This is a genomic window from Rhizobium esperanzae (assembly GCF_002204185.1).
Classification (GTDB): domain Bacteria; phylum Pseudomonadota; class Alphaproteobacteria; order Rhizobiales; family Rhizobiaceae; genus Rhizobium; species Rhizobium esperanzae.
In genome coordinates this window covers 30,597-52,072 of the sequence record NZ_MXPU01000019.1, presented here as the reverse complement: position 1 = coordinate 52,072, position 21,476 = coordinate 30,597, and the positions used below count along the sequence as shown (strand labels likewise).

Annotated in this window: 19 protein-coding genes; 18 read left to right on the top strand and 1 reads right to left on the bottom strand. The window is 62.5% G+C overall.

Going from position 1 to position 21,476, the window contains the following annotated elements; all coding sequences use genetic code 11:
* Positions 1-221: 221 nt before the first annotated feature.
* The 13 genes from B5E41_RS24280 (at position 222) to B5E41_RS24220 (ending at position 15,582) form a co-directional block, all read left to right on the top strand.
* The gene (locus tag B5E41_RS24280) at positions 222-1,439 is read left to right on the top strand and encodes a deoxyguanosinetriphosphate triphosphohydrolase (protein WP_088396395.1); all 1,218 of its coding nucleotides are present in this window, start codon (positions 222-224) and stop codon (positions 1,437-1,439) included.
* Between the two features lie 63 nt (positions 1,440-1,502).
* The gene (gene argS / locus B5E41_RS24275; RefSeq protein ID WP_088396394.1) at positions 1,503-3,260 is read left to right on the top strand and encodes an arginine--tRNA ligase; all 1,758 of its coding nucleotides are present in this window, start codon (positions 1,503-1,505) and stop codon (positions 3,258-3,260) included.
* Between the two features lie 61 nt (positions 3,261-3,321).
* Positions 3,322-6,483, top strand: coding sequence for an SPOR domain-containing protein (locus B5E41_RS24270; protein WP_088396393.1), 3,162 nt, complete (start codon positions 3,322-3,324; stop codon positions 6,481-6,483).
* 110 nt (positions 6,484-6,593) lie between these two features.
* The gene (gene nagZ / locus B5E41_RS24265) at positions 6,594-7,607 is read left to right on the top strand and encodes a beta-N-acetylhexosaminidase (protein ID WP_088396392.1); all 1,014 of its coding nucleotides are present in this window, start codon (positions 6,594-6,596) and stop codon (positions 7,605-7,607) included.
* An 18-nt stretch (positions 7,608-7,625) separates the two neighbouring features.
* Positions 7,626-8,483 carry a segregation and condensation protein A gene (locus B5E41_RS24260; RefSeq protein ID WP_088396468.1) on the top strand — a complete coding sequence of 286 codons (858 nt, stop codon included), beginning with the start codon at positions 7,626-7,628 and terminating at the stop codon, positions 8,481-8,483.
* A complete protein-coding gene (gene scpB / locus B5E41_RS24255; RefSeq protein WP_088396391.1) occupies positions 8,480-9,184 on the top strand; it encodes an SMC-Scp complex subunit ScpB in 705 nt (234 codons plus the stop codon). The genes B5E41_RS24260 and scpB overlap by 4 nt, the downstream gene beginning before the upstream one ends.
* Positions 9,185-9,366: 182 nt before the next feature.
* Entirely contained in the window at positions 9,367-9,558 is a 192-nt protein-coding gene (locus tag B5E41_RS24250; RefSeq protein ID WP_011425113.1) for a twin-arginine translocase TatA/TatE family subunit, read from the top strand.
* Positions 9,559-9,609: 51 nt separating this feature from the next.
* The gene (gene tatB / locus B5E41_RS24245; protein ID WP_088396390.1) at positions 9,610-10,221 is read left to right on the top strand and encodes a Sec-independent protein translocase protein TatB; all 612 of its coding nucleotides are present in this window, start codon (positions 9,610-9,612) and stop codon (positions 10,219-10,221) included.
* Positions 10,218-11,045 (top strand): twin-arginine translocase subunit TatC, encoded by an 828-nt coding sequence (gene tatC / locus B5E41_RS24240; protein ID WP_064802115.1) that lies wholly within the window; start codon positions 10,218-10,220, stop codon positions 11,043-11,045. The genes tatB and tatC overlap by 4 nt, the downstream gene beginning before the upstream one ends.
* Before the next feature lie 96 nt (positions 11,046-11,141).
* Positions 11,142-12,425, top strand: coding sequence for a serine--tRNA ligase (serS, locus tag B5E41_RS24235; protein WP_088396389.1), 1,284 nt, complete (start codon positions 11,142-11,144; stop codon positions 12,423-12,425).
* Positions 12,426-12,429: 4 nt separating this feature from the next.
* Positions 12,430-13,203 (top strand): 5'/3'-nucleotidase SurE, encoded by a 774-nt coding sequence (gene surE / locus B5E41_RS24230; protein WP_088396388.1) that lies wholly within the window; start codon positions 12,430-12,432, stop codon positions 13,201-13,203.
* Positions 13,200-13,853 carry a protein-L-isoaspartate(D-aspartate) O-methyltransferase gene (locus B5E41_RS24225; RefSeq protein ID WP_085859345.1) on the top strand — a complete coding sequence of 218 codons (654 nt, stop codon included), beginning with the start codon at positions 13,200-13,202 and terminating at the stop codon, positions 13,851-13,853. The genes surE and B5E41_RS24225 overlap by 4 nt, the downstream gene beginning before the upstream one ends.
* Positions 13,854-13,992: 139 nt before the next feature.
* Entirely contained in the window at positions 13,993-15,582 is a 1,590-nt protein-coding gene (locus tag B5E41_RS24220) for a peptidoglycan DD-metalloendopeptidase family protein (RefSeq protein WP_088396387.1), read from the top strand.
* Positions 15,583-15,668: 86 nt separating this feature from the next.
* Here the strand turns inward: B5E41_RS24220 and B5E41_RS24215 are convergent, their stop codons facing one another.
* Positions 15,669-16,541 (bottom strand): ATP-binding protein, encoded by an 873-nt coding sequence (locus tag B5E41_RS24215; protein ID WP_088396467.1) that lies wholly within the window; start codon positions 16,539-16,541, stop codon positions 15,669-15,671.
* A 203-nt stretch (positions 16,542-16,744) separates the two neighbouring features.
* On the opposite strand from B5E41_RS24215, the gene yajC reads away from it, so the two are divergent.
* From yajC to B5E41_RS24190, 5 genes are all read left to right on the top strand, one after another.
* The gene (gene yajC / locus B5E41_RS24210) at positions 16,745-17,092 is read left to right on the top strand and encodes a preprotein translocase subunit YajC (RefSeq protein ID WP_004678848.1); all 348 of its coding nucleotides are present in this window, start codon (positions 16,745-16,747) and stop codon (positions 17,090-17,092) included.
* A gap of 44 nt (positions 17,093-17,136) precedes the next feature.
* Positions 17,137-19,677, top strand: a complete 2,541-nt coding sequence (gene secDF, locus B5E41_RS24205; RefSeq protein ID WP_088396386.1) for a protein translocase subunit SecDF — start codon at positions 17,137-17,139, stop codon at positions 19,675-19,677.
* Between the two features lie 4 nt (positions 19,678-19,681).
* The gene (locus tag B5E41_RS24200) at positions 19,682-20,068 is read left to right on the top strand and encodes an Mth938-like domain-containing protein (protein WP_016732900.1); all 387 of its coding nucleotides are present in this window, start codon (positions 19,682-19,684) and stop codon (positions 20,066-20,068) included.
* 2 nt (positions 20,069-20,070) lie between these two features.
* The gene (locus B5E41_RS24195) at positions 20,071-20,928 is read left to right on the top strand and encodes a phytoene/squalene synthase family protein (protein ID WP_088396385.1); all 858 of its coding nucleotides are present in this window, start codon (positions 20,071-20,073) and stop codon (positions 20,926-20,928) included.
* A gap of 71 nt (positions 20,929-20,999) precedes the next feature.
* Positions 21,000-21,467 (top strand): hypothetical protein, encoded by a 468-nt coding sequence (locus B5E41_RS24190; protein ID WP_088396384.1) that lies wholly within the window; start codon positions 21,000-21,002, stop codon positions 21,465-21,467.
* Positions 21,468-21,476 lie beyond the last annotated feature (9 nt).

Genomic DNA, 21,476 nt, shown 5'->3' with positions numbered 1-21,476 from the left:
ATTTCCTCCTGCCGGGGTCAAGATCCGGAGAGAATGGGTTTTGGCACTCGAATGTTCAAATGCCTGATATCAAAGGAACTTACCATGATCTTCGCGAAAAGGCCATGATGCGCCGAAGCGGTCGGCGAACACCGCTTTGCCGTTTCGTCGGGCTATAGGTATGAAGAGGGCAAAGCGGCGTCAATGGGCAGATGCGGCAATAGGCAGAATGACGGTGAAGAATGACGGTTGACAGGCGAGCTTTAGGTTTCGGCGGCAGCGAGAGGGCGGTCTATGCGGCCGACCCGTGGACGACGCGTGGGCGTCTCTATCCGGAAGACAGCAGTCCGACTCGCTCCGATTTCCAACGCGACCGCGACCGCATTGTCCATACCACCGCCTTCCGCCGGCTGAAGCACAAGACCCAGGTCTTCATCGCCCAGGACGGCGATCACTACCGCACTCGGCTGACGCATACGATCGAGGTGGCGCAGATTGCCCGTGCGCTTGCCCGCGCCCTGAAACTCGACGAGGATCTGGCCGAGGGCGTGGCGCTGGTGCACGATTTCGGCCACACGCCGTTCGGCCATACCGGCGAGGACGCGCTGCACGAGGTGCTGCTGCCCTATGGTGGCTTCGACCACAATGCCCAATCGCTGCGCATTGTGACCAAGCTGGAGCGGCGATATGCCGAATTCGACGGCATCAATCTGACATGGGAAAGCCTCGAAGGCCTCGTCAAGCACAATGGTCCGTTGCTGACGCCGGAAGGGGCCGGCACGCGCGGCCCGGTTCCGCAGCCGATCCTTGATTATTGCGAATTGCACGATCTCGAGCTCGCGACCTATGCCAGCCTGGAAGCCCAGGTCGCGGCGATCGCCGACGACATCGCCTATAACACCCATGATATCGACGACGGCCTGCGCTCCGGCTATCTGAGTTTCGACATGCTGGAGGAAATTCCCTTTCTTGCCGGGTTGATGGCGGAGGTGAGAGGGCGCTATCCGCATCTGGAACCGAGCCGATTCACCCACGAGATCATGCGCCGCCAGATCACCCGCATGGTCGAGGACGTCATCGGCGTCGCGCAGCAGCGCCTTGCCCTTCTTCGTCCCGAGAGTGCTGCCGACATCCGCGGCGCCGACCGGGTTATCGCCACCTTTTCCGAAGAGATGGCCGAAACCGACAGGCAGATTAAGGCGATGCTCTTCAAGCGCATCTACCGCAATCCCGATATCATGCGCATCCGCGCCGGTGCTGCCCAGATCGTCACGGACCTCTTTGCCGCCTACATGGCCAGTCCCAAGGAGATGCAGAGCCATTACTGGGTCGATCATATGGCGGGGCTCGCCGATGCGCCGAAGGCTCGCCATGTCGGCGACTACCTCGCCGGCATGACCGACACCTATGCGATCAGTGCCCACAGGCGATTGTTTGACCACACTCCGGATTTGCGATAGGCAGCGGTCGCCCGCCGAAGGCCGATTAGCGCCTTTGGCACAGCCTATGCATGGAAGAGTGCGATGAACCTTTTTACCGACTTCGAAGCCAGGATCAAAACCGCCCTTGAACAGATCGATCTGGTCAGGGAAAAGCGATCTGAGCTCGATTTCGGCCGCATCGCAGTCGAACCGCCGCGCGATGCGAGTCACGGCGACGTTGCGACCAACGCCGCGATGGTGCTGGCAAAGCCGCTCGGCACCAATCCTCGCGCCCTTGCCGACGTCATCATCGCCAAGCTCAAGGAGGATGCCGACGTCGCCGATGTTTCAGCGGCAGGCCCCGGTTTCATCAACATCCGTCTCGCCGTCGGCTATTGGCAGCGGCTGCTGGCTTCCATCATCGGCGCCGGCATCGACTATGGCCGCTCGACCCTCGGCGAAGGCCGCAAGGTCAACGTCGAGTATGTCTCGGCCAATCCGACCGGCCCGATGCATGTCGGTCATTGCCGCGGCGCCGTCGTCGGCGATGCGCTCGCCAACCTGCTGGCCTTTGCCGGTTACGGCGTCGAAAAGGAATATTACATCAACGACGCCGGCTCGCAGATCGACGTGCTGGCCCGCTCGGTCTTCCTGCGTTATCGCGAAGCGCTCGGTGAGCGGATCGGCGAAATCCCGTCGGGTCTCTATCCGGGCGACTATCTCGTGCCCGTCGGCCAGTCGCTTGCCGCCGATTACGGCGTCCGGCTGCACAATATGCCGGAAGAGGAATGGATGCCGCTCATCAAGGATCGCACCATCGACGCGATGATGGTCATGATCCGCGAAGATCTGGCGGCGCTGAACGTCCATCACGACATCTTCTTTTCCGAGCGCACCCTGCATGCCAATGGAGCGGCGGCGATCCGCACGGCGATCAACGACCTGACCTTCAAGGGTTACGTCTACAAGGGCACGCTGCCGCCGCCGAAGGGCCAGCTTCCTGAAGACTGGGAAGATCGCGAGCAAACACTGTTCCGCTCGACCGAGGTTGGCGACGACATGGACCGGCCGCTGATCAAGTCGGACGGCTCCTACACCTATTTCGCCGCCGACGTCGCCTATTTCAAGAACAAGTTCGATCGTGGTTTCGACGAGATGATCTATGTGCTTGGCGCCGATCATGGCGGCTACGTCAAGCGCCTGGAAGCGGTTGCACGCGCCGTTTCGGAGGGTAAGGCGAAGCTGACGGTGCTGCTCTGCCAACTCGTCAAGCTCTATCGCAACGGTGAGCCGGTGAAGATGTCGAAACGTTCGGGCGATTTCGTCACGCTTCGGGACGTCGTCGAGGAAGTCGGCCGTGATTCGGTGCGCTTCATGATGCTCTATCGCAAGAATTCCGAGCCGCTCGACTTCGATTTCGCCAAGGTGACGGAGCAGTCGAAGGATAATCCTGTTTTTTACGTGCAGTATGCGCATGCCCGCTGCATGTCGGTCTTCCGGCAGGCAAGAGAGGCTTTTCCCGGCCTCGATGTTTCGCCCGAGGATCTTGCGAAAGCCGTTGCTGGCGTTGGCGATCCGGCCGAATTGCAGCTGGTCGCCAAGCTTGCCGAATTCCCGCGTGTCGTCGAGGCGGCCGCCCAGTCGCAGGAGCCGCATCGCATCGCATTTTATCTCTACGACCTCGCCAGTGCGTTCCACGCGCACTGGAACAAAGGTAAAGATCAGCCGGAATTACGATTTGTTAATGATAAAAACCGAGAATCAAGTATTGCCAGACTTGGGCTGGTGTACGCCGTCGCGTCGGTTTTGAAGTCGGGACTTGCCATTACAGGCACTGCCGCACCTGACGAAATGCGATAACGTCACCATTTACCCACAATGCGCTGGCATTTGAGCGTTGGCGTTTGCGAGTGGGATAGGCATGGCTGAGAAACAATTTGCGTATGATACGCGCGGAAAAGACGATCTGTTTGCCGACGACGATCCGTTGGCCGAACTTGCTCGGATCGTCGGTTTCGAGCCGCGTGTTGCAGCGAATACCGTAAGCGACGCCGCCCGGCGCGAACCTGCCTTCGATCTGGAGGACGAGCTCGGGCGGGAATTCGATCGCTACGATTCACCGCGTCCGCTGGCCGAACTCGATCGGCCGGCCGAGCCGATCTCCGACGGCGTCGCTTCCGAAGACTATGTCGAGCCCATTCTCGATGCTTCTCCCGCTGCCGTAAGCGTGGATGTTCCGGAGCCCGTCTCCGTTGGTCCCGTCGCCGCAGAAGAAGCTGCCCAGCCTTCGGCAAGGAACTGGGACGTAGCCGCTGCCGACTGGGCGGCCGGTCCGCAGCAGCTGTCCGTCGATCCTGTTTCCGAGGTGCCAGCTCAAACCGCTTTCGGCGGCGCCCGCGACCTGATCGAGGAACTCGAATTGTCGATCGGTGCAGCGCCGGTCTCTTCGCTGGCGCAGTCCGCCAAAGCCCCGCAATGGTCGGCCGCCAGCATCAGGCTGCCGCTCGCCAATTTCCACGCCCCGAAACGTGAGGAGCCGGTGACAGTTGTCGAGCCGGCCGCTGAAGCAGTCGCTGCGCCTGCGACTGAAGCAGTCGCTGAACCGATGGCTGAAGCAGCGGTTGCCGATCTTGCCTCGGCGGAGCCGGAGCCCGTTATCGAGCAGTCGGCGCCCGTCGCCGCTGTCGAACCTCCCGAGGAGTTCGAATCCGCGGCGCCGTCGTTCGGCTTTCCCGCTGAGATCGATCGCCACGATGAGGCAATTGCGCCGCAAGAAACTGCTGAAGCCGAGGAATTCGTTGAAGTCGAGGATGATCTGGAAGAGTTCGGCTCCGACGCCGGTTTCGATCTTGCAGCCGCCATCGACGGCGAGATCCAGGCCGATGCCGCGCTGACCGAGGTCGGACCTGAAGTTCCGCATACCGCCGGCACCTTCGATGTCGACGACCTGCTGGCCGACGTCTCGCGCTATCCTGTGCCCCGCCCGGTATTACAGCGCGCCAATCTGGCGCCGGTTGCGCCGGAGCCCGCTCCCGTCGAAGTCGCCCCGGTTGCTGCCGCACCGGTTCAGCCCGAGGCGATCGCGCCCGCGCCGATCCTGTCCGCTCCGATCGAAATGACGCCTGCCTATGCCGCCGAAGCCGCAAGGCCGGTCGCGCCACAGCCTGCCGCGGTCACGCAGCCCCGACCTGTCGCAACGGCCTATTCACGGGCGCCGCAGCCCGCGCCGGAAGCCGATGATCCCTTCGCGGGCCATGATTTCGAACTGGACCTCGCCGGTATCGAGCTGGAACTTGCCGATCTCGATTTCTCCGAAGCAGCCGAACCTGCGCCGCAGCCAGAGGCGCAGCCGGCGCCCGCCGCGCCCCAGCAGGCAACGCCTGAGTACCCACAGGCCACTATCCCGGCTCAGCCCGCGCCGGCTCCGGTTTCCGAGCAGCCGGCCCCAGCTCCGGCTCCGGCTTTCAACTGGGCACCTGCCGCAGAGGCGTCCGCCGCTGAATCGACCGAAGATCTGCCCTTCGATCCGGCGATGATCTCCGATCCGGAGGATCGTCCCGAGACGGTGGAGGACATGCATGTGCCGGCGCTGCCACCGGTCGAGCAGCCCGCTCCGGTCGCGAAAACCGCGGATTTCGATTTCGATCTCGATGCAGAGATTGCGAGCTTTTTCGAGCCGGCCAAACCGCGCCAAACGGCGGCGTCCGCCCGTAATATGGTTGCCGCTGCGGCAACGCCGGTCAAGCCGACCATTGCCGACGGTCTCGACGATTTCGAACGGGCGCTGGAGGAGGATTTCCGCCGCAGCGTGCGCGAGCCGGTCGAACGCCGGGAGACCTCCGAGGTCCACATCGAGTCGGCAAGCCAGGCCGCTGATTTCAGCCGCGCCCGGTCGATGCGCCGGCTGTTGGCCGGGGCCGTCGTGCTGGTGGTCTTCGCTGGCGTCGGTTATGGCGTCTATTCCTCCGTCTGGAACGGCGAAGGGCTTGGCATTGTCTCGTCCGGCGAGCCGCGTGTGATTGCGGCCGACAAGGAGCCGGTCAAGGTCGTTCCGGAAAATCCCGGCGGTAAGACGGTGCCGAACCAGGATAAGGCCGTCTACGACCGCGTTGCGGGTTCTGCCGAGGAGCCGAAGCAGAAGGCGCTCGTCTCCTCGGACGAGGCGCCGGTCGATGTTGTCCAGCGCACCTTGACGCCGGAGGCATTGCCGGAAGATGACGAGAACGCCGGCGCTGACGATCGGGTCACGCCGACCGCCGTTGGCGAGACGGAGGATCCGCGTCTGTTGCCGAACCACGCCAACGCCGATGACGCTTCTGCAAGTGACGCCGACAAGACGCCATCCGTTTCGCCGCGCAAGGTCCGCACGATGATCGTCAAGCCTGACGGCACACTGGTCGCCCGCGAGGAGTCCGCGCCGGTCGACCAGCCGGCGCCGCCTCCTCAGCCGATGCCGTCAGTGACGGCGCAGTCGGCCCCGTCTGCGCCGCCGGCTGCCGGATCGGCTGCGAGCTTCCCGGCAAGCGCCGAGATTGCTTCCGCCGATGCGCGTTCTGCAGCACCAGTTCAAACCGCGCCGGCACAGCCGTCGCCTGCCGCAAGTGCCGATGGGCAGGCGGCAAATCCCGCACCGGTCGATGCGCCGGTACGGCCGGTCAAGACGGCAACGATCGCCGATACGGCCCCGGTTCCGATCGCCCGCCCGGCCGATCAGCCTGTCAACGTCGTTAGCACTGTTACCGATAAGGGCAATGTCCGCACGCCCGCGCAGCAGCCGAAGCCGACGCAGGTCGCCTCGGCAACGCCGGCCGCCGCCCAGCCGCAGCAAGCCGCATCCGCAGGTGGCTACGGCCTCCAGATCGCTTCGCTGCCGTCGGAGGACGAGGCGAATAAATCTTATGCAAACCTGTCGAAGAAATTCGCCGGCGTGCTTGGCGGCCGCGCCCATGAGATCCGCAGGGCCGATATCGCCGGTAAGGGCACTTTCTACCGTGTTCGCATCCCGGTCGGCTCCAAGGATGAGGCCGCAGCGCTCTGCGAACAGTATCGCGCAGCGGGCGGAAGCTGCCTGATCTCCAAATAACATCGGCCATTGAGTTATGAGAGCGGCGAGCCGGATCGGCCCGCCGCTCTTTTTTGTGCATCACGCCCGCGCTTGCTCGCATTTGGCCAGCCGCTGTTTATGATTCTTCTATGACCGAATCAAAAGCGATGATCCTTGGCTGCAGTGGCCTTGCCCTCACATCCGAAGAAAAGGCCTTTTACCGGGACGAACGGCCCTGGGGCTTCATCCTCTTCGGGCGCAATATCTCCGAAGCGGGCCAGATCACCGATCTCGTCGCCGAACTGCGTGACAGCGTCGGCTGGCATGCGCCGGTGCTGATCGATCAGGAGGGCGGTCGCGTCCAGCGCATCCGTCCGCCGGTTCTGCCGCGTTATCCTTCAGGCCAGGCGCTCGGCGATGTCTATCGCCGCGACCCGGCGCTCGGGCTGCGCGCCGCCTGGGTGATGTCGCGCCTGCATGCCTTCGACCTGTCGAACCTTGGCATCAATGTCGATTGCCTGCCGGTTCTCGACGTGCCGGTCGAAGGCAGCAGCAACGTCATCGGCGACCGCGCCTATAGTGGCGATCCAAAGACGGTTATCGCAATGGGACGGGCGGCCGGCGAGGGGCTGAAGGCCGGCGGCTTGCTGCCTGTTATGAAGCATATGCCCGGCCACGGTCGCGGCTTTGCCGATTCACATCTGGAGCTGCCTGTCGTCACCGTCTCGCGCGATGAGCTGGAGGCCCATGATTTCTCGCCTTTCATCGCGATGAAGGACGAGTTGATGGCAATGACCTGCCATCTCGTCTTCACATCAATCGACCCTGACAATCCGGCGACGACCTCGCGCAAGGTCATCGACGGCGTTATCCGCGAGCACATCGGTTTTGGCGGTCTGCTGCTTTCCGACGACAGTTCGATGAATGCTCTTTCCGGTACAATCGGTGAACGGGCGGCGAATATCATTGCAGGAGGATGCGATATCGTGCTGCATTGCAATGGCCATATGGACGAGATGCGGGATGTCGTGGCAAATGTTCCGCCGCTCACCGGTCTTTCGCTTGCCCGCGCAAAAGCGGTAGAAGCAGGCTTTGCCGCTCCGGATACTGCCGATGAGGCGGAGTTGAGGGCGGAATTCGAGGCGATGTTTGTGTCGGTGTGATCGCAGGAGAGCAGGGTGGTGAGCACGGTCAAGGGCTCGGAACGTCCGCAGGCGGCAACGCCAATGGACAAGCTGTGGCAGGAGAACGGCGCCGAGCGCGCCAGCCACGAGCCGGCGCTGGTGATCGACGTCGCCGGCTTCGAAGGCCCGCTCGACCTGCTGCTCTATCTCGCCCGCAACCAGAAGGTCGATCTGTCGCGCATTTCTGTATTGGCGCTCGCCGAACAATATCTGCAGTTCGTCGAAAGCGCCCGGCGCATCCGCATCGAGCTTGCCGCCGATTATCTCGTCATGGCGGCTTGGCTTGCCTATCTGAAGTCGCGGCTGCTCATTCCCCAGCGGGTCAAGGATGACGGCCCCTCCGGCGAGGAGATGGCCGCAACCCTTGCCTTCCGCCTGAAGCGTCTCGAAGCCATGCGCCAGGCGGCGGAGGGCCTCGTCAACCGCAACCGCCTCGGCCGCGATATCTTCGCCCGCGGTGCGCCGGAGCATATTCCCGACCGGCAGCAATCCGCTTATGCGGCAAGCCTCTACGATCTCCTGAGCGCCTATGCGGCGCTGCGCCAGCGCCATGCTGTTACCCAGGTGACGATCGAGAGGCGTAATGTCTGGTCGCTGACCGACGCCCGCGAACTGCTGACCCAGATGATCGGCGAGGTCGGTGACTGGATGGCGATGGAGCATTATCTGCTGCGTTATCTCGCAGCGCCCGAGGAACGCGTCACGGCGATCGCCAGCGCCTTTGCCGCCTCGCTGGAGCTGGTGCGCGAGGGTAAGCTTGAGATCCGTCAGGACGGCGCCTTTCAGCCGATCTACATGCGCCGCGGTCCGAAACATGCGACGCTGCAGGTGGTGGAACAGGAGCGGCCGGCTTGATCGATCTGAAGGACGGCGAGGATTTCGAGGAGGAGGGCCGCGACCTGCAGGCCGAGATCGAGGCCGAACGCATCGCCGAGGCGCTGGTCTTTGCCTCATCGCAGCCGGTCTCCGAGGGCTTCATTTCTGAGCGGCTGCCGAGGAACTTCAATGTGCATGCGATCATGCTGCGGCTGAAGGAGCAATATGCGCCGCGGGGCGTCAATCTTGTCCAGGTCGAAGGCGCCTGGGCCTTCCGCACCGCCGCCGATCTTTCCTTCGTCATCCGCCGCGACGACAACGAGGTGAAGAAGCTTTCGCGCGCTGCCCTGGAAGTGCTGGCGATCATCGCCTATCACCAGCCGGTGACGCGTGCCGAGATCGAGGATATCCGCGGCGTTCAGACCTCGCGCGGCACGCTCGACGTGCTGATGGAAGCCGGTTGGGTGCGGTTTCGCGGCCGCCGGCGCACGCCCGGCCGGCCGGTGACTTTGGGCACGACGCGCGATTTTCTCGACCATTTCGGCCTGGAAGAATTGCGCGATCTGCCGGGTCTCGAAGAATTGAAGGGAGCGGGCCTGCTGTCTGGCCGTATCCCGGCGAACTTCAATATTCCCTCGCCGTCGATGAACGACGAATTGACCGAGGACGAAGATCCGATCACCCAGATGGATCTCGAAGAACTGGGGTTGCTTGCCCCACGTTCTACCTCCGAAGATTGAAGGACTTCGTCTTGCTTTTTCCATGCATGACGAAAAGAATGGCGCTCACGATTTTTCGACGCCTCAGTGGCTTGTCATAAAGGGCGATACCGTGACATTAAGCGCAGTTCAAAGGGCTTGATGTTGGAAACGGTGTTAGAAATCCTTACATCGTGGGAACATCGAAACAGGGAGTTAGAGTGATGGGTTCTCTTAGCATGTGGCACTGGCTGATCGTTCTGGTCATCGTGCTGTTGTTGTTCGGTCGCGGCAAGATTCCGGAACTGATGGGCGATGTCGCCAAGGGCATCAAAAGCTTCAAGAAGGGCATGACGGACGAGGACGCGCCGGAAACGGCAAAGACCGTCGATCACAAGGCCGACGAAACGAAGTAATCAAGTCCGGGAAAAAGCGCAGCCCCCGCGCTTCCCGTCCAGGAGCCTTGCATGTTCGATATTGGTTGGACCGAGCTTTTGGTCATCGCGGTCGTGCTGATCGTCGTTGTCGGTCCCAAGGATTTGCCGCCGATGCTGCGCGCGTTCGGCAAGATGACGCAGCGCGCCCGCAAGGTCGCCGGTGAGTTTCGGGCGCAGTTCGACGAAGCGTTGCGCGAAGCCGAGCTTGACGATGTGCGCCAGACGATCAGCGACGCCCAGAAGCTCAACCCGGTTAACAGCCTGCGCGAGGCGATGAACCCGCTTCGCCAGATGGGCAACGAGATCAAGGCCGACTTGCAGAAGACGACTGCGGCTCCGGAAAACAAGACCGAAGTGCCGCCGGCTGCCGTCTCGGCCCCGTCGCCGTCGATGAGCCTCCCGGAAACGCCCCCGGTGCCGGCACCTGCGCAGCCTGAGCCGGTCGCAGCAGCGATTGCCCAGGCCGATACCGTCGCCGACAAGCCGAAGGCCGTGCGCAAGCCACGCGTCAAGGCTGCCGACAAGATCGATGCTGCCACAGCCGTTGCCGTACCTGTGGAAAAGCCGAAGCGGGCCGCGGCCGTCAGGAAGCCTGCAACGCCGAAGAAGCCGGCGCAGACGAAGAAGAAGGACGAGGCATGAGCGGTGACATCGAAGACAAGCCGCAGCCGCTGATCGAGCACCTGATGGAGCTGCGCACGCGGCTGATCTGGTCGATCGGGGCGTTCTTCATCGCCTTCATTGTATGCTTCTTTTTTGCCAAGCATCTCTTCAATTATCTGGTCATCCCCTACAAGACGGCCGTGGAATGGGCGCATCTCGACGTCGAGAAGGCCCAACTGATTTATACCGCGCCCCAGGAGTTCTTCTTTACCCAGGTCAAGGTGGCGATGTTCGGCGGCCTGGTGGTCGCTTTCCCGATCATTGCCGCCCAGGTCTATAAGTTCGTGGCGCCCGGCCTCTACAAGAACGAGCGCCAGGCCTTCCTGCCGTTCCTGATCGCGTCGCCGGTCCTGTTCCTGATGGGGGCTGCGCTCGTCTATTTCTTCTTCACGCCGATGGTCATGTGGTTCTTCCTGTCGATGCAGCAGGCGCCGGGTCATGACGAGGTGGCGATCTCGCTGATGCCGAAGGTCTCGGAATATCTGAGCCTCATCATGACGCTGGTCTTCTCCTTCGGCCTCGTCTTCCAACTGCCTGTCATCACGACCCTGCTTGCCCGCGTCGGTCTGCTGACGTCGCAATGGCTCGCCGAGAAGCGCAAGTTCGCCATCGTGCTCGCCTTCGTCGTCGCCGCCGTGCTGACGCCGCCGGATCCGATGTCCCAGATCGGTCTTGCGCTACCAACGATCCTTCTCTACGAGATTTCCATCTATGCGGCGCGACTCGTGGAGCGCCAGCGTGCCCGGCAGGCGCTCGAAAAGGAAACCGGATCCGCGGACGTTGCCAAGACTGACAGCGTCTGAGGCGATCCGGAAGCTCTTTTACGACGCCGTCTCATCCGGTCGAGGCCCGGTCAGGCTTTGGCCGGGTCATTTCTGTTGCAACGACCTGGAACGACGATGCTCGATATCAAATGGATCCGTGAGAATCCCGAAGCGCTCGATGCCGCCCTTGCCAAGCGCGGCGCGGAGCCTCTGGCCCAAAGTCTCGTCGCCCTCGATGAAAAGCGCCGCTCCGCCGTGCAAAAGGCGCAGGATCTGCTCTCCCGCCGCAATCTCGCCTCCAAGGAGATCGGTGCGGCGATGGCCCAGAAGAACGGCGAGCTCGCCGAGAAGCTGAAGGCCGAGGTCGCCGAACTGAAGACGCTGCTGCCGGCGATCGAGGAAGAAGACCGGCAGCTGACGGCCGAGCTCAACGATGCGCTCTCGCGCATCCCGAACATACCTTTCGACGATGTCCCGGTCGGCAAGGACGAGCATGACAATGTCGTCAGCCGCATCATCGGCGAAAAGCCGCGGTGGAACCACACGCCGAAGGAGCACTTCGAAATCGGCGAAGCGCTCGGCTACATGGACTTCGAGCGCGCTGCCAAGCTCTCCGGCTCGCGCTTCACCGTGCTGACCGGACCGCTCGCCAGGCTCGAGCGCGCGCTCGGCCAGTTCATGATCGATCTCCACACCCGCGAACACGGTTATACCGAAGTCAGCTCGCCGCTGATGGTGCGCGCCGAAGCGCTGTTCGGCACCGGCAATCTGCCGAAGTTCGAAGAGGATCTCTTCAAGACGACGGACGGCCGCTATCTCATTCCGACGGCCGAGGTGACGCTCACCAATCTGGTGCGTGAGGAAATCCTCGACCAGGAGAAACTGCCGCTGCGCTTCACCGCCTTGACGCCGTCCTTCCGCTCGGAAGCGGGCTCGGCCGGCCGCGACACGCGCGGCATGCTGCGCCAGCACCAGTTCTGGAAATGCGAGCTCGTTTCGATCACCGATGCCGAGAGCTCCATTGCCGAGCATGAACGGATGACCGCCTGTGCGGAGGAGGTGCTGAAGCGCCTCGGTCTGCATTTCCGCACCATGACGCTTTGCACCGGCGACATGGGCTTCGGCTCGCGAAAGACCTACGATCTGGAAGTCTGGCTGCCGGGGCAGAATGCCTTCCGCGAAATCTCCTCCTGCTCGGTCTGCGGTGATTTCCAGGCCCGCCGGATGAATGCCCGCTATCGCGGCAAGGACGACAAGAGCAACAGGTTCGTCCACACGCTGAACGGCTCCGGCACTGCCGTCGGCCGCTGCCTGATCGCCATCCTCGAAAATTATCTGAATGACGACGGCTCCGTCACGATTCCGGACGTTTTGCTGCCTTATATGGGCGGATTGACCAAGATCGAACGGGCGGCCTGAGGCGATGCGCATCCTGCTCACGAATGACGATGGCATCCATGCCGAAGGCCTTGCCGCGCTGGAGCGGATCGCCCGCACACTATCCGACGACGTCTGGATCGTCGCGCCCGAGACCGATCAGAGCGGTCTTGCCCATTCGCTGAGCCTGTCCGAGCCGTTGCGACTGCGCAAGATTTCCGACAAGCATTTCGCCTTGCGCGGCACGCCGACGGATTGCGTCATCATGGGCATCCGCCAGGTGATGGACATCAAGCCCGATCTCGTTCTCTCCGGCGTCAATTCGGGTTCGAACGTCGCAGACGACGTGACCTATTCCGGCACGATCGCCGGCGCCATCGAAGGCACGATGCAGGGTGTGCGCTCCTTCGCGCTCAGCCAGGCCTATCTCTATGAAGATGGCGCACGCATCGTGCCCTGGGAAGTCTGCGAGGCGCATGCCCCGGCTCTTCTGGAAAAGCTGCTGGATCTGGACCTGCCGGAGGGCACGTTCCTCAATCTCAACTTCCCGAACTGCCGTCCCGGCGAGGTCGACGGCGCCGAAGTGACCATGCAGGGCAAGCTCGCCTTCAATCTGCAGGTCGATGCCCGCTCCGACGGCCGCGGCTTTCCCTATTACTGGCTGAAGTTCGGCGAACGCGCCGGCGCCTTCATCGAAGGCACCGATATTCACGCTCTAAAGCATAACAAGATTTCGGTAACGCCTTTGAAACTGGATTTGACCGATTATTCCGTGACGGACCGCGTGGCGCGGGCCCTGGGATACGGAGCACAGGTTTGACGGCAAGACTGGCGGAGAAGGAGGGCTTTGCGGCGCTCGTCCTCAGATTGCGTGCCGAAGGCATCTCTGACCTCGATCTGCTGACGGCGGTTGAGCAGACGCAGCGCTCGCTATTCGTGCCGGCGCAATTTGCCGACGACGCCTATTCGAGCCGGACGATTCCGATCGAATGCGGTTCCTTTCTCGAAGGCATCGATTTTGTCGTCCGCATCCTCCATCACCTGAAGCTCAAGCCGGGGCAGCGCGTCCTGGAAATCGGCACCGGCAGCGGTTTCACTGCCGCCGTTATGGGGCGCCTGGCCGAGCGTGTGCTGTCCATCGACCGCTACAAGACACTGACATCGGCAGCGCAGCGGCGCATGGAATCGCTTGGCCTGCGCAACGTCGTCATCCGCCATGCCGACGGCAGCGCCGGCATGCAGGGGGAGGGCACCTTCGATCGTATCCTGGTGACGGCGGCTTTCAATGCGATGCCGCGCTTTTATACCGACCAGCTCGTTTCCGGTGGTTCGATGATTGCGCCGCTGATGATTTCCGAGAACGAGTGCCGCATGGTTCGGCTGACGAAAACCGGCAGCCGCTTCGAACGCGAGGAATTGTTCGAAGCGCCTTATCTGCCGATCATTCCGCGGCTTGCCTCGCTGCTGTAGGCACTGCGATTTTTCACCCGTAAGCTATGGTCATCAACTTCCCAAAAATATCGCACTGATTCCAGCATCTTAACCGCGTGGTAATACTAACGCGTTTTAATAGACTCACAAATGGTTGCGTTCTCAGTGGGTCGAGTCAATGCGTTTCAGTCTTTCGCCGAAGTTCGGTAAGTCGGCCGGTAATCTTCTGGTTGTGGGCCTGCTGGCGAGTGCCGCAACAGGCTGCAGTTCCGATGTGACACGGTTTGGCGGTCTGTTTTCCTCCTCCGGGCAGGACCAGATCACCACAAGTTCCATTCCGCGCCGGGGCGGCGTTCAGGGCGATCCGGTGCCGCGCGCCGATCTCGGCGGTTCGGCTGTCGCCAGCCAGTCCGGTTACGGTGGCAACAATGCGCCGAACCAGCCGTATCCGGCGAACCCGGGTTACGAGCCGGTCCGTCCGTCGAGCGCACGCCTGGCTTCCTCGCCGGTCTCGATCCAGCGTTCCGAGCTTGCCGCGCCGACGGCTGTCGCGCCATCTCGCCAGCGGGAAAAGGACGTGGCGCTCGCCCAGCCGTTCCCGGCTTCGCCGCAGGCTCAAAAGCCGCGGCTCGTGGCGCCGATGACACCAAAGGCAGCGCCCGATTCGCTGACAACAGGCACCACGCCGAAGATTTCCGGCTGGTCCTCGACCAACGCGCCTTCCGTGACACTGCGCCCGGGTGAGAATATCGCAACGCTGTCCCGGCGCTTTGGCGTTCCGGAAAAGGAAATCCTGCGCATCAACAATCTGAAAACCGCCTCTGCCGCCCAGCCCGGCCAGGCGATCCTGATCCCGACGTTGAATGGCGGCAATGCCGCCAAGGCGGCGTCGCAGGCGGCCGATCTTGCCAAGCCCGGCAATATGCCGGAGCCGGCCAAGGGGCCGGAGCAGAAGGTCGCCGTTGTCCCTGGCGCCAATTCCGCCCGCGACAAGACCATGGCGAGCGCCGATCCGGCCGCAAAGGTTCCCGCCGGCGCCGGCAAGGATCCGAAGGCGCCTGCCGGCACCTATGTCGTCAAACAGGGCGATTCGCTGGCAAAGATCGCCAAGGCGACCGGCGCCAATATCGACGACCTCAAGGCCGCCAACAATATTTCGGCGAGCTCGCTGCGTGTCGGCCAGGCCCTGAAGATCCCGACCGGCAAAGCCGACACGATCAAGACCGCCTCGATCCCGGCTGAAAAGGTCGAGTCGAAGCCGGCTGATCCGGCGCCAGCCCAGCAGACGGCTTCCGTTCAGCCCGCGCCTTATAAGGCGCCGGCCGCGACCCAGACCGTCGACGAGGTCGAGAAGAAGGCCGACGTCAGCTCCGACGCGCCGGAATCGACCGGCATCGGCAAATACCGCTGGCCGGTGCGTGGCCAGGTCATTGCCGCCTATGGCGCCAACGTCAACGGCAGCCGCAATGACGGCATCGATATCTCGGTACCGCAGGGCACGCCGATCAAGGCCGCCGAAAACGGCGTCGTGATCTATGCCGGCAACGGCCTGAAGGAACTCGGCAACACGGTTCTCGTCCGTCACGACGACGGCACCGTCACCGTCTATGGCAATGCCGACACGCTGAGCGTTGCCCGCGGCCAGAAGATCCAGCGCGGGCAGACCGTCGCCGTCTCCGGCATGAGCGGCGACGTCAAGCAGCCGCAGGTCCATTTCGAGGTGCGCAAGGACGCATCCCCGGTCAACCCGATGACTTTCCTGGAATAGGTAGAGCGTACCAGGAAGCGCAAAAGCCCGGCCGCCAGCCGGGCTTTTGTCATTTTGGACGGTCTTGCATCGGGCCGGAGGCCTGTCTACGCCCGGTCGATATGAACGCGCATGCGCCCCGCCAGATCCTGAATGTATTGCCAGGCAACGCGGCCCGAGCGCGCACCGCGCGTTGTTGCCCATTCCAACGCCTCGGCATGCAGCGTGTCGCGCGCGAGCCCGAGCTTGAAGTGATCGGCATAGCCGTCGATCATGCCGAGATAGTCTTCCTGGCTGCATTTATGGAAGCCGAGCCAGAGACCGAAACGATCGGACAGCGAAACCTTCTCTTCGACGGCTTCGGACGGATTAATCGCTGTCGACTGTTCATTTTCCATCATGTGACGCGGCAGCAGATGACGCCGGTTCGAGGTGGCGTAGAAGAGCACATTGTCCGGCCGGCCTTCGACACCGCCGTCGAGCGCCGCCTTGAGCGACTTATAGGCGGTGTCGTCGTGATCGAAGGAGAGATCGTCGCAGAAGACGATGACGCGGTACGGCGTGTCTTTCAGGAGGTCGAGCAGGTTGGGGAGGCTGGCAATATCCTCGCGGTGAACTTCGACGAGCTTCAGCGCGACGCCGCTTTCGCGCATGACATCCTCATGCACGGCCTTGACCAGCGACGATTTGCCCATGCCGCGCGCACCCCAGAGCAAAACGTTATTGGCCGCATAACCTTCGGCGAAACGCACCGTATTTTCGTGCAGGATATCGCGCACATGATCGACGCCGCGGATGAGCTTCAGCGCCACCCGGTTGGGTTTCTTAACGGGTTGCAGATACTGGCGCTGCGGCACCCAGACGAAACAGTCGGCGGCGTCCCAGTCGTTGACGGCGGGTGCCGGTCCGGCAAGACGCTGGACGGCATCGGCGAGCCGCTTCAGCTCGGCAAGCAGGGCGGTGTTGATTTCCTCTGTCATCGCAAGCTCCTGATTTCTTGCTGCGGCAATCCGCATTATCTTTCGATGCGGGGTAGCATGGCGTTTTGCCGCCGGAAAGGTTATGAGGCAGCGGAATCGGTACTGTTTCCGGCTGTTTCTGTTGCATTCATCGAAGCGGCAACTATAGTCCGGCAACCTGAAAAATGAGGCGGAGTTCCGCCGCCAAGCCTGAGGAGTTTAGCATGTTCATCACCCCGGCATTCGCCCAGAGTGCGACCGATACCGCAACCGGTTTCGGCGGCTCCGGTTTCGAAATGATCATTCTGTTCGTGCCGCTGATGGTCGTCTGGTACTTCCTGCTGATCCGTCCGCAGCGTGCGCAGGCCAAGAAGCGTGAGGAAACCCTGAAGGCGATCCGTCGCGGCGACCAGGTCGTGACCGGCGGCGGTCTCGTCGGCAAGGTGACGAAGGTCGTCGACGACAAGGAAGTCGAAGTCGAGATTGCCGAAGGTGTGCGCGTGCGCATCGTCCGCAGTGGCATTTCGGAAGTTCGCGTCAAGGGTGAACCTGTTAAGGCCGACGCGGCGTAACAAGCGATAGCGGCAAACCGCCGGATCGGAAGATCGTCGAGAGAATGTTGCATTTTTCCCGCTGGAAAACACTTCTGATTTGGCTGGTTGCGTTTGCGGCCGTCGTCATCGCTGCGCCCAATCTGCTGAGCGAGGCACAGCGTGCCTCGCTGCCGGACTGGCTGCGACACGATCGGGTAATGCTCGGCCTCGATCTGCAGGGCGGTTCGCATATCGTTCTGAAGGTCGAGCGTTCCGATATCGTCAAGGATCGTCTGGAAGAGGCAGTCGCGAATGTGCGCAACGCGCTGCGCGGCGCCGGCATCCGCTATACCGGGCTGACCGGCAACGACCGGACCGTTAGTGTCCGGATCACCGATCCTGCTGAGACGCAGAAAGCGGTCGATCGTCTGAAATCCCTGATGACGACCGGCAGAGATTCCGCGCCCGAGCTTGCGCTGCAGCAGGGCGGCGAAGGGCAGCTTTCGCTGCAGATTTCCGACGCCGACATTACCGCTGATGTTGCCTCCGCCCGGACCCGCTCGCTCGATATTGTCGGCCGCCGCATTGCCGGATTCGGCTATGGGAATTTCCTCGTTGGTCCCGAGGGCGACGACCGGATCACCGTGCAGGTGCTGGGATCGGTCGATGCCGAGCGGCTGAAGAATCTCCTCAACCAGCCGGCCAAGCTTTCTTTTCATTTGATCGATGAAAGCATGTCGGGGCAGGAGGCGCTGAACGGCCGCTGGCCGGCGACATCGCAGGTGCTCTATTCGCTGGACGATCCGCCGGTTCCCTATCTCGTCGATCGCACGGCTTTCGCAAGCGCCGGCAACATGGTCGATATCCAGCCGGTCGTCGATCCGCAGACGCAGGATACCTCCATCGCCTATCGTCTCGATGCCGAAGGCACCAAGCGGTTGGCTGAGGTGACGGGACAGAATATTGGCAAGCACCTTGCCATCGTCTTCGACGATCAGGTCATGTCGGCGCCCGTCATCGATGCCGCGATCACCAACGGCGAGGGCCGGATTTCTGCGAATTTCTCCGAAGACGGTGTTCGCGACCTTGCCGTGATGCTGCGCGCCGGCGCCTTGCCGGCGACGCTGACGAGCGTCGAGGAGCGCAGCGTCAGCCCGACCTTCGGCGGCGAATCCATCGTCTCCGGCCTTGTTGCCGGCCTCGTCGCTGTCCTGCTGGTTGCAGCGCTGATGATCGCGCTCTACCGCATTCTCGGCGTTATTGCTGTCGTTTCGCTCTTCTTCAATCTGATCCTCATTATCGCGGCACTCAGCCTTGCCGGCGCGACGCTCACCTTGCCCGGCATTGCCGGCATCGTGCTTATCGTCGGTATGGCGGTCGATTCGAACGTGCTGATTTACGAGCGCATCCGCGAAGAAGAAAAAACCGCCCATTCCTTTGCCGAGGCTGTCGGTCGCGGTTTCTCGCGTGCCTTTGCGACGATCGTCGATGCGAATGTCACGATCTTCATCGCCGCCGTCATTCTCTTTTTCCTCGGCAGCGAATCCATTCGTGGTTTCGCCGTGACGCTGGCGGTCGGCATTTTGACGACCGTCTTCACGGCATTCACGCTGACGCGCTCGATCGTCGCCGTCTGGCTGACGCGACGCCACCCCCGGCACCTGCCGAAAAGCGTCCTCACCCATCTTTTCGAGCACGCCAATATCCGGTTCATGGGAATCCGTCGCTATGTCTTCACGGCGTCGGCTGCGATCTCGCTGATCGCCATGGCGGCTTTTGCCACCATCGGCCTGCAGCTCGGCATCGACTTCACCGGCGGCTCGCTCATCGAGGTGACGGCGAAACAGGGCAATGCCGACATCGCCGATCTCAGATCGCGCCTTAACGACCTCAATCTCGGCGAGGTCGGAGTCGAACGCACCGGCGGCCCGGCGAACGCGCGGATCCGTATCGCGTCCCAGGGTGGCGGAGAGAATGCCGAGCAATCGGCAGCGACGCTGGTGCGCGGCGAGCTCGAGGCGGATTATGATTTCCGCCGCGTCGAAGTCGTCGGCCCCGCCATCTCGGGCGAATTGACGATGATGGCGACGCTCGGTGTCGTTGCCGCGCTCGCGGCAATCCTGCTGTACATCTGGATCCGCTTCGAGTGGCAGTTTGCCGTCGGCGCCATCGTCGCAACGCTGCACGACGTCATCATCATGCTGGGGCTTTTCGTGCTGACCGGCATCGAATTCAATCTGACGAGTATCGCCGCGGTCCTGACGATTGTCGGCTATTCCCTGAACGACACTGTCGTCGTCTATGACCGGATGCGCGAGAACCTGAAGCGGTACACGAAGATGCCGCTGCCGATCCTGATCGATGCCTCGATCAACCAGACGCTGTCGCGTACCGTCCTCACGGCGGCGACGACGCTCCTTGCCTTGCTGGCGCTCTACCTGTTCGGCGGCGACGTCATGCGCTCATTTGCCTTTGCGATGCTCTTCGGCGTCGCTCTCGGCACTTTCTCTTCGATCTATATCGCCGCTCCCGTGCTGATCGTCTTCCGGCTGCGGCCGGAGAGCCCCGACGGGAAGCAGAGCAACAAGACGGATGCCGGTGTAAAATCCGGCACGGTGGTTTGAAAACATGGCCAAAGGCATAGAAATCCGCGCCGCGCATTTTCCCGGCCGCGCTCCGATCGACACCTACGGCAATGGCGGTTTCCGTTTTGCTGACATGTCGCATCGCGGCTCGATCCTTTGCCTGCCCTCCGGCATTCACGGCTGGGACATGGACATGTCGAAGCCGCTGTCGCCTGAAAATTTCCGCCGCGTGCTGGACGAGGCCGCCGACATCGAGGTTCTGCTCGTCGGCACGGGAACCGAGCTTCGCCGTCTGCCCGAGGAATTGAAGCAGGCACTGAAGGCACGCGGCATCGCCTCCGATCCGATGAGCACGGGTGCGGCGGTGCGCACCTTCAACATCATGCTCGCCGAGCAGCGCGCCGTCGCGGCGGCATTGATTGCGGTCTGACAATGGCGGAAGCAAATATTGCAACGAACCAGGATATCTGCCTGGCGATGTTGCGCGACAATGATCGCGACCGTTATCTCGCCTGCCTTTTGTCACCGCAGGACAAGCGCGGCGCGCTTGCGGCGCTTTACGCATTCAATGCCGAGCTTGCCCGCATCCGCGACCTGGTACACGAGCCGCTGCCAGGCGAGGTGCGCATGCAATACTGGCGTGACCTGCTGGAAGGCAGCGCGCATGGCTCGACGGCGGCCAATCCCGTCGCCGCCGGCCTTCTGAACGCGATCGAAACTCATCGCCTGCCGCGCAAGACGCTGGTCGACATGATCGAGGCTCGCACCTTCGACCTCTACGACGATCCGATGGAGACGCGGGTCTCGCTTGAAGGTTATGCCGGCGAAACGGCATCCGCGCTGATCCAACTCGCAAGCCTCGTGCTTTCGCCGGAGGAGGCCCCGCGATCGGCGGATGCCGCCGGCCATGCCGGCGTCGCACAGGCGATTGCCGGGCTGTTGCTGCTGATGCCGCTGCATCGCCGCCGCGGCCAGCTCTATATTCCGCTGCAGATCCTTTCCGCCACCGGGCTCGACCGCGACGCCTTCCTCGCTGGCGAAGACCGGTCGCGCGTCTCCGCCGCCATCGAGGCCTTCGCTGGCCTTGGCCTTGAGCATCTGGCGAAGGCGAGGGGAGCGGGGTCGATTGCGCCGGCCGTGTTCCCTGCCTTCCTTCCCGCGACCCTGGCCGAACCGGTGCTCCGCAAGGCGCAGAGGCAGGGCGCTCTCCTGTTCGACCGGCCGCTGCAGTCGCCGCAATGGCGCCGCCAGCTCAGAATGGCGCTGGCAGCGAGCCGCCGGAAAATCTGATATCGGTCAAATTCGCGCAAGTCTCGCGCGCTACAAGAGCCTCACCACTATGCTTTGAACGGAGACTCGGCGTGGGCATTATCGTCTGGTGCGTCCTTTTCGCCATCGTCATCTTCTTTGCTTTCGCAGCCACACGCATGGCTGCGCAGAACAAGGAAGACAGTCTGCACGACACGGGTCTGGCCATCATCGAGTTTGGCCGCGCCTTTCCCAACGAGGCGATCCGCCAGCTGCAGGCGACGGAAAACGGTCAGGCGATCTTCGTGCGCCTGCACGACAACAAGGCCGGCCTCATGCGCAACATGACACGCCATTTCTCCTGCCATCTGATCGAGCCCGGCCGTGTGCGTGCCGTAAGCACGGAGACGGGCAGGGGGTTGACGATCGAATTTCTGGATGCGCCCAGCCATAACGGCAGATTCGAGTTTGCTTCGCCGAAGGAGGCTTCCGAAGTGGCGCTCTGGCTGCTCGGCAATTACATCGCCGAGCCGGATAGGGATCTGCCGTCCGACAGTATTTCCGCGACCAACAAGCAGTAGACCGGCGGC

Excerpts from the sequence above, each read along its gene's own strand:
- B5E41_RS24250 (WP_011425113.1), top strand. The coding sequence starts at position 9,367 with ATGGGTTCTCTTAGCATGTGGCACTGGCTGATCGTTCTGGTCATCGTG.
- B5E41_RS24195 (WP_088396385.1), top strand. The coding sequence starts at position 20,071 with ATGGCGGAAGCAAATATTGCAACGAACCAGGATATCTGCCTGGCGATG.
- secDF (WP_088396386.1), top strand. The coding sequence starts at position 17,137 with ATGTTGCATTTTTCCCGCTGGAAAACACTTCTGATTTGGCTGGTTGCG.
- surE (WP_088396388.1), top strand. The coding sequence starts at position 12,430 with ATGCGCATCCTGCTCACGAATGACGATGGCATCCATGCCGAAGGCCTT.
- argS (WP_088396394.1), top strand. The coding sequence starts at position 1,503 with ATGAACCTTTTTACCGACTTCGAAGCCAGGATCAAAACCGCCCTTGAA.
- nagZ (WP_088396392.1), top strand. The coding sequence starts at position 6,594 with ATGACCGAATCAAAAGCGATGATCCTTGGCTGCAGTGGCCTTGCCCTC.
- yajC (WP_004678848.1), top strand. The coding sequence starts at position 16,745 with ATGTTCATCACCCCGGCATTCGCCCAGAGTGCGACCGATACCGCAACC.
- B5E41_RS24200 (WP_016732900.1), top strand. The coding sequence starts at position 19,682 with ATGGCCAAAGGCATAGAAATCCGCGCCGCGCATTTTCCCGGCCGCGCT.
- B5E41_RS24270 (WP_088396393.1), top strand. The coding sequence starts at position 3,322 with ATGGCTGAGAAACAATTTGCGTATGATACGCGCGGAAAAGACGATCTG.
- B5E41_RS24215 (WP_088396467.1), bottom strand. The coding sequence starts at position 16,541 with ATGACAGAGGAAATCAACACCGCCCTGCTTGCCGAGCTGAAGCGGCTC.
- tatB (WP_088396390.1), top strand. The coding sequence starts at position 9,610 with ATGTTCGATATTGGTTGGACCGAGCTTTTGGTCATCGCGGTCGTGCTG.
- B5E41_RS24220 (WP_088396387.1), top strand. The coding sequence starts at position 13,993 with ATGCGTTTCAGTCTTTCGCCGAAGTTCGGTAAGTCGGCCGGTAATCTT.
- serS (WP_088396389.1), top strand. The coding sequence starts at position 11,142 with ATGCTCGATATCAAATGGATCCGTGAGAATCCCGAAGCGCTCGATGCC.
- tatC (WP_064802115.1), top strand. The coding sequence starts at position 10,218 with ATGAGCGGTGACATCGAAGACAAGCCGCAGCCGCTGATCGAGCACCTG.
- B5E41_RS24280 (WP_088396395.1), top strand. The coding sequence starts at position 222 with ATGACGGTTGACAGGCGAGCTTTAGGTTTCGGCGGCAGCGAGAGGGCG.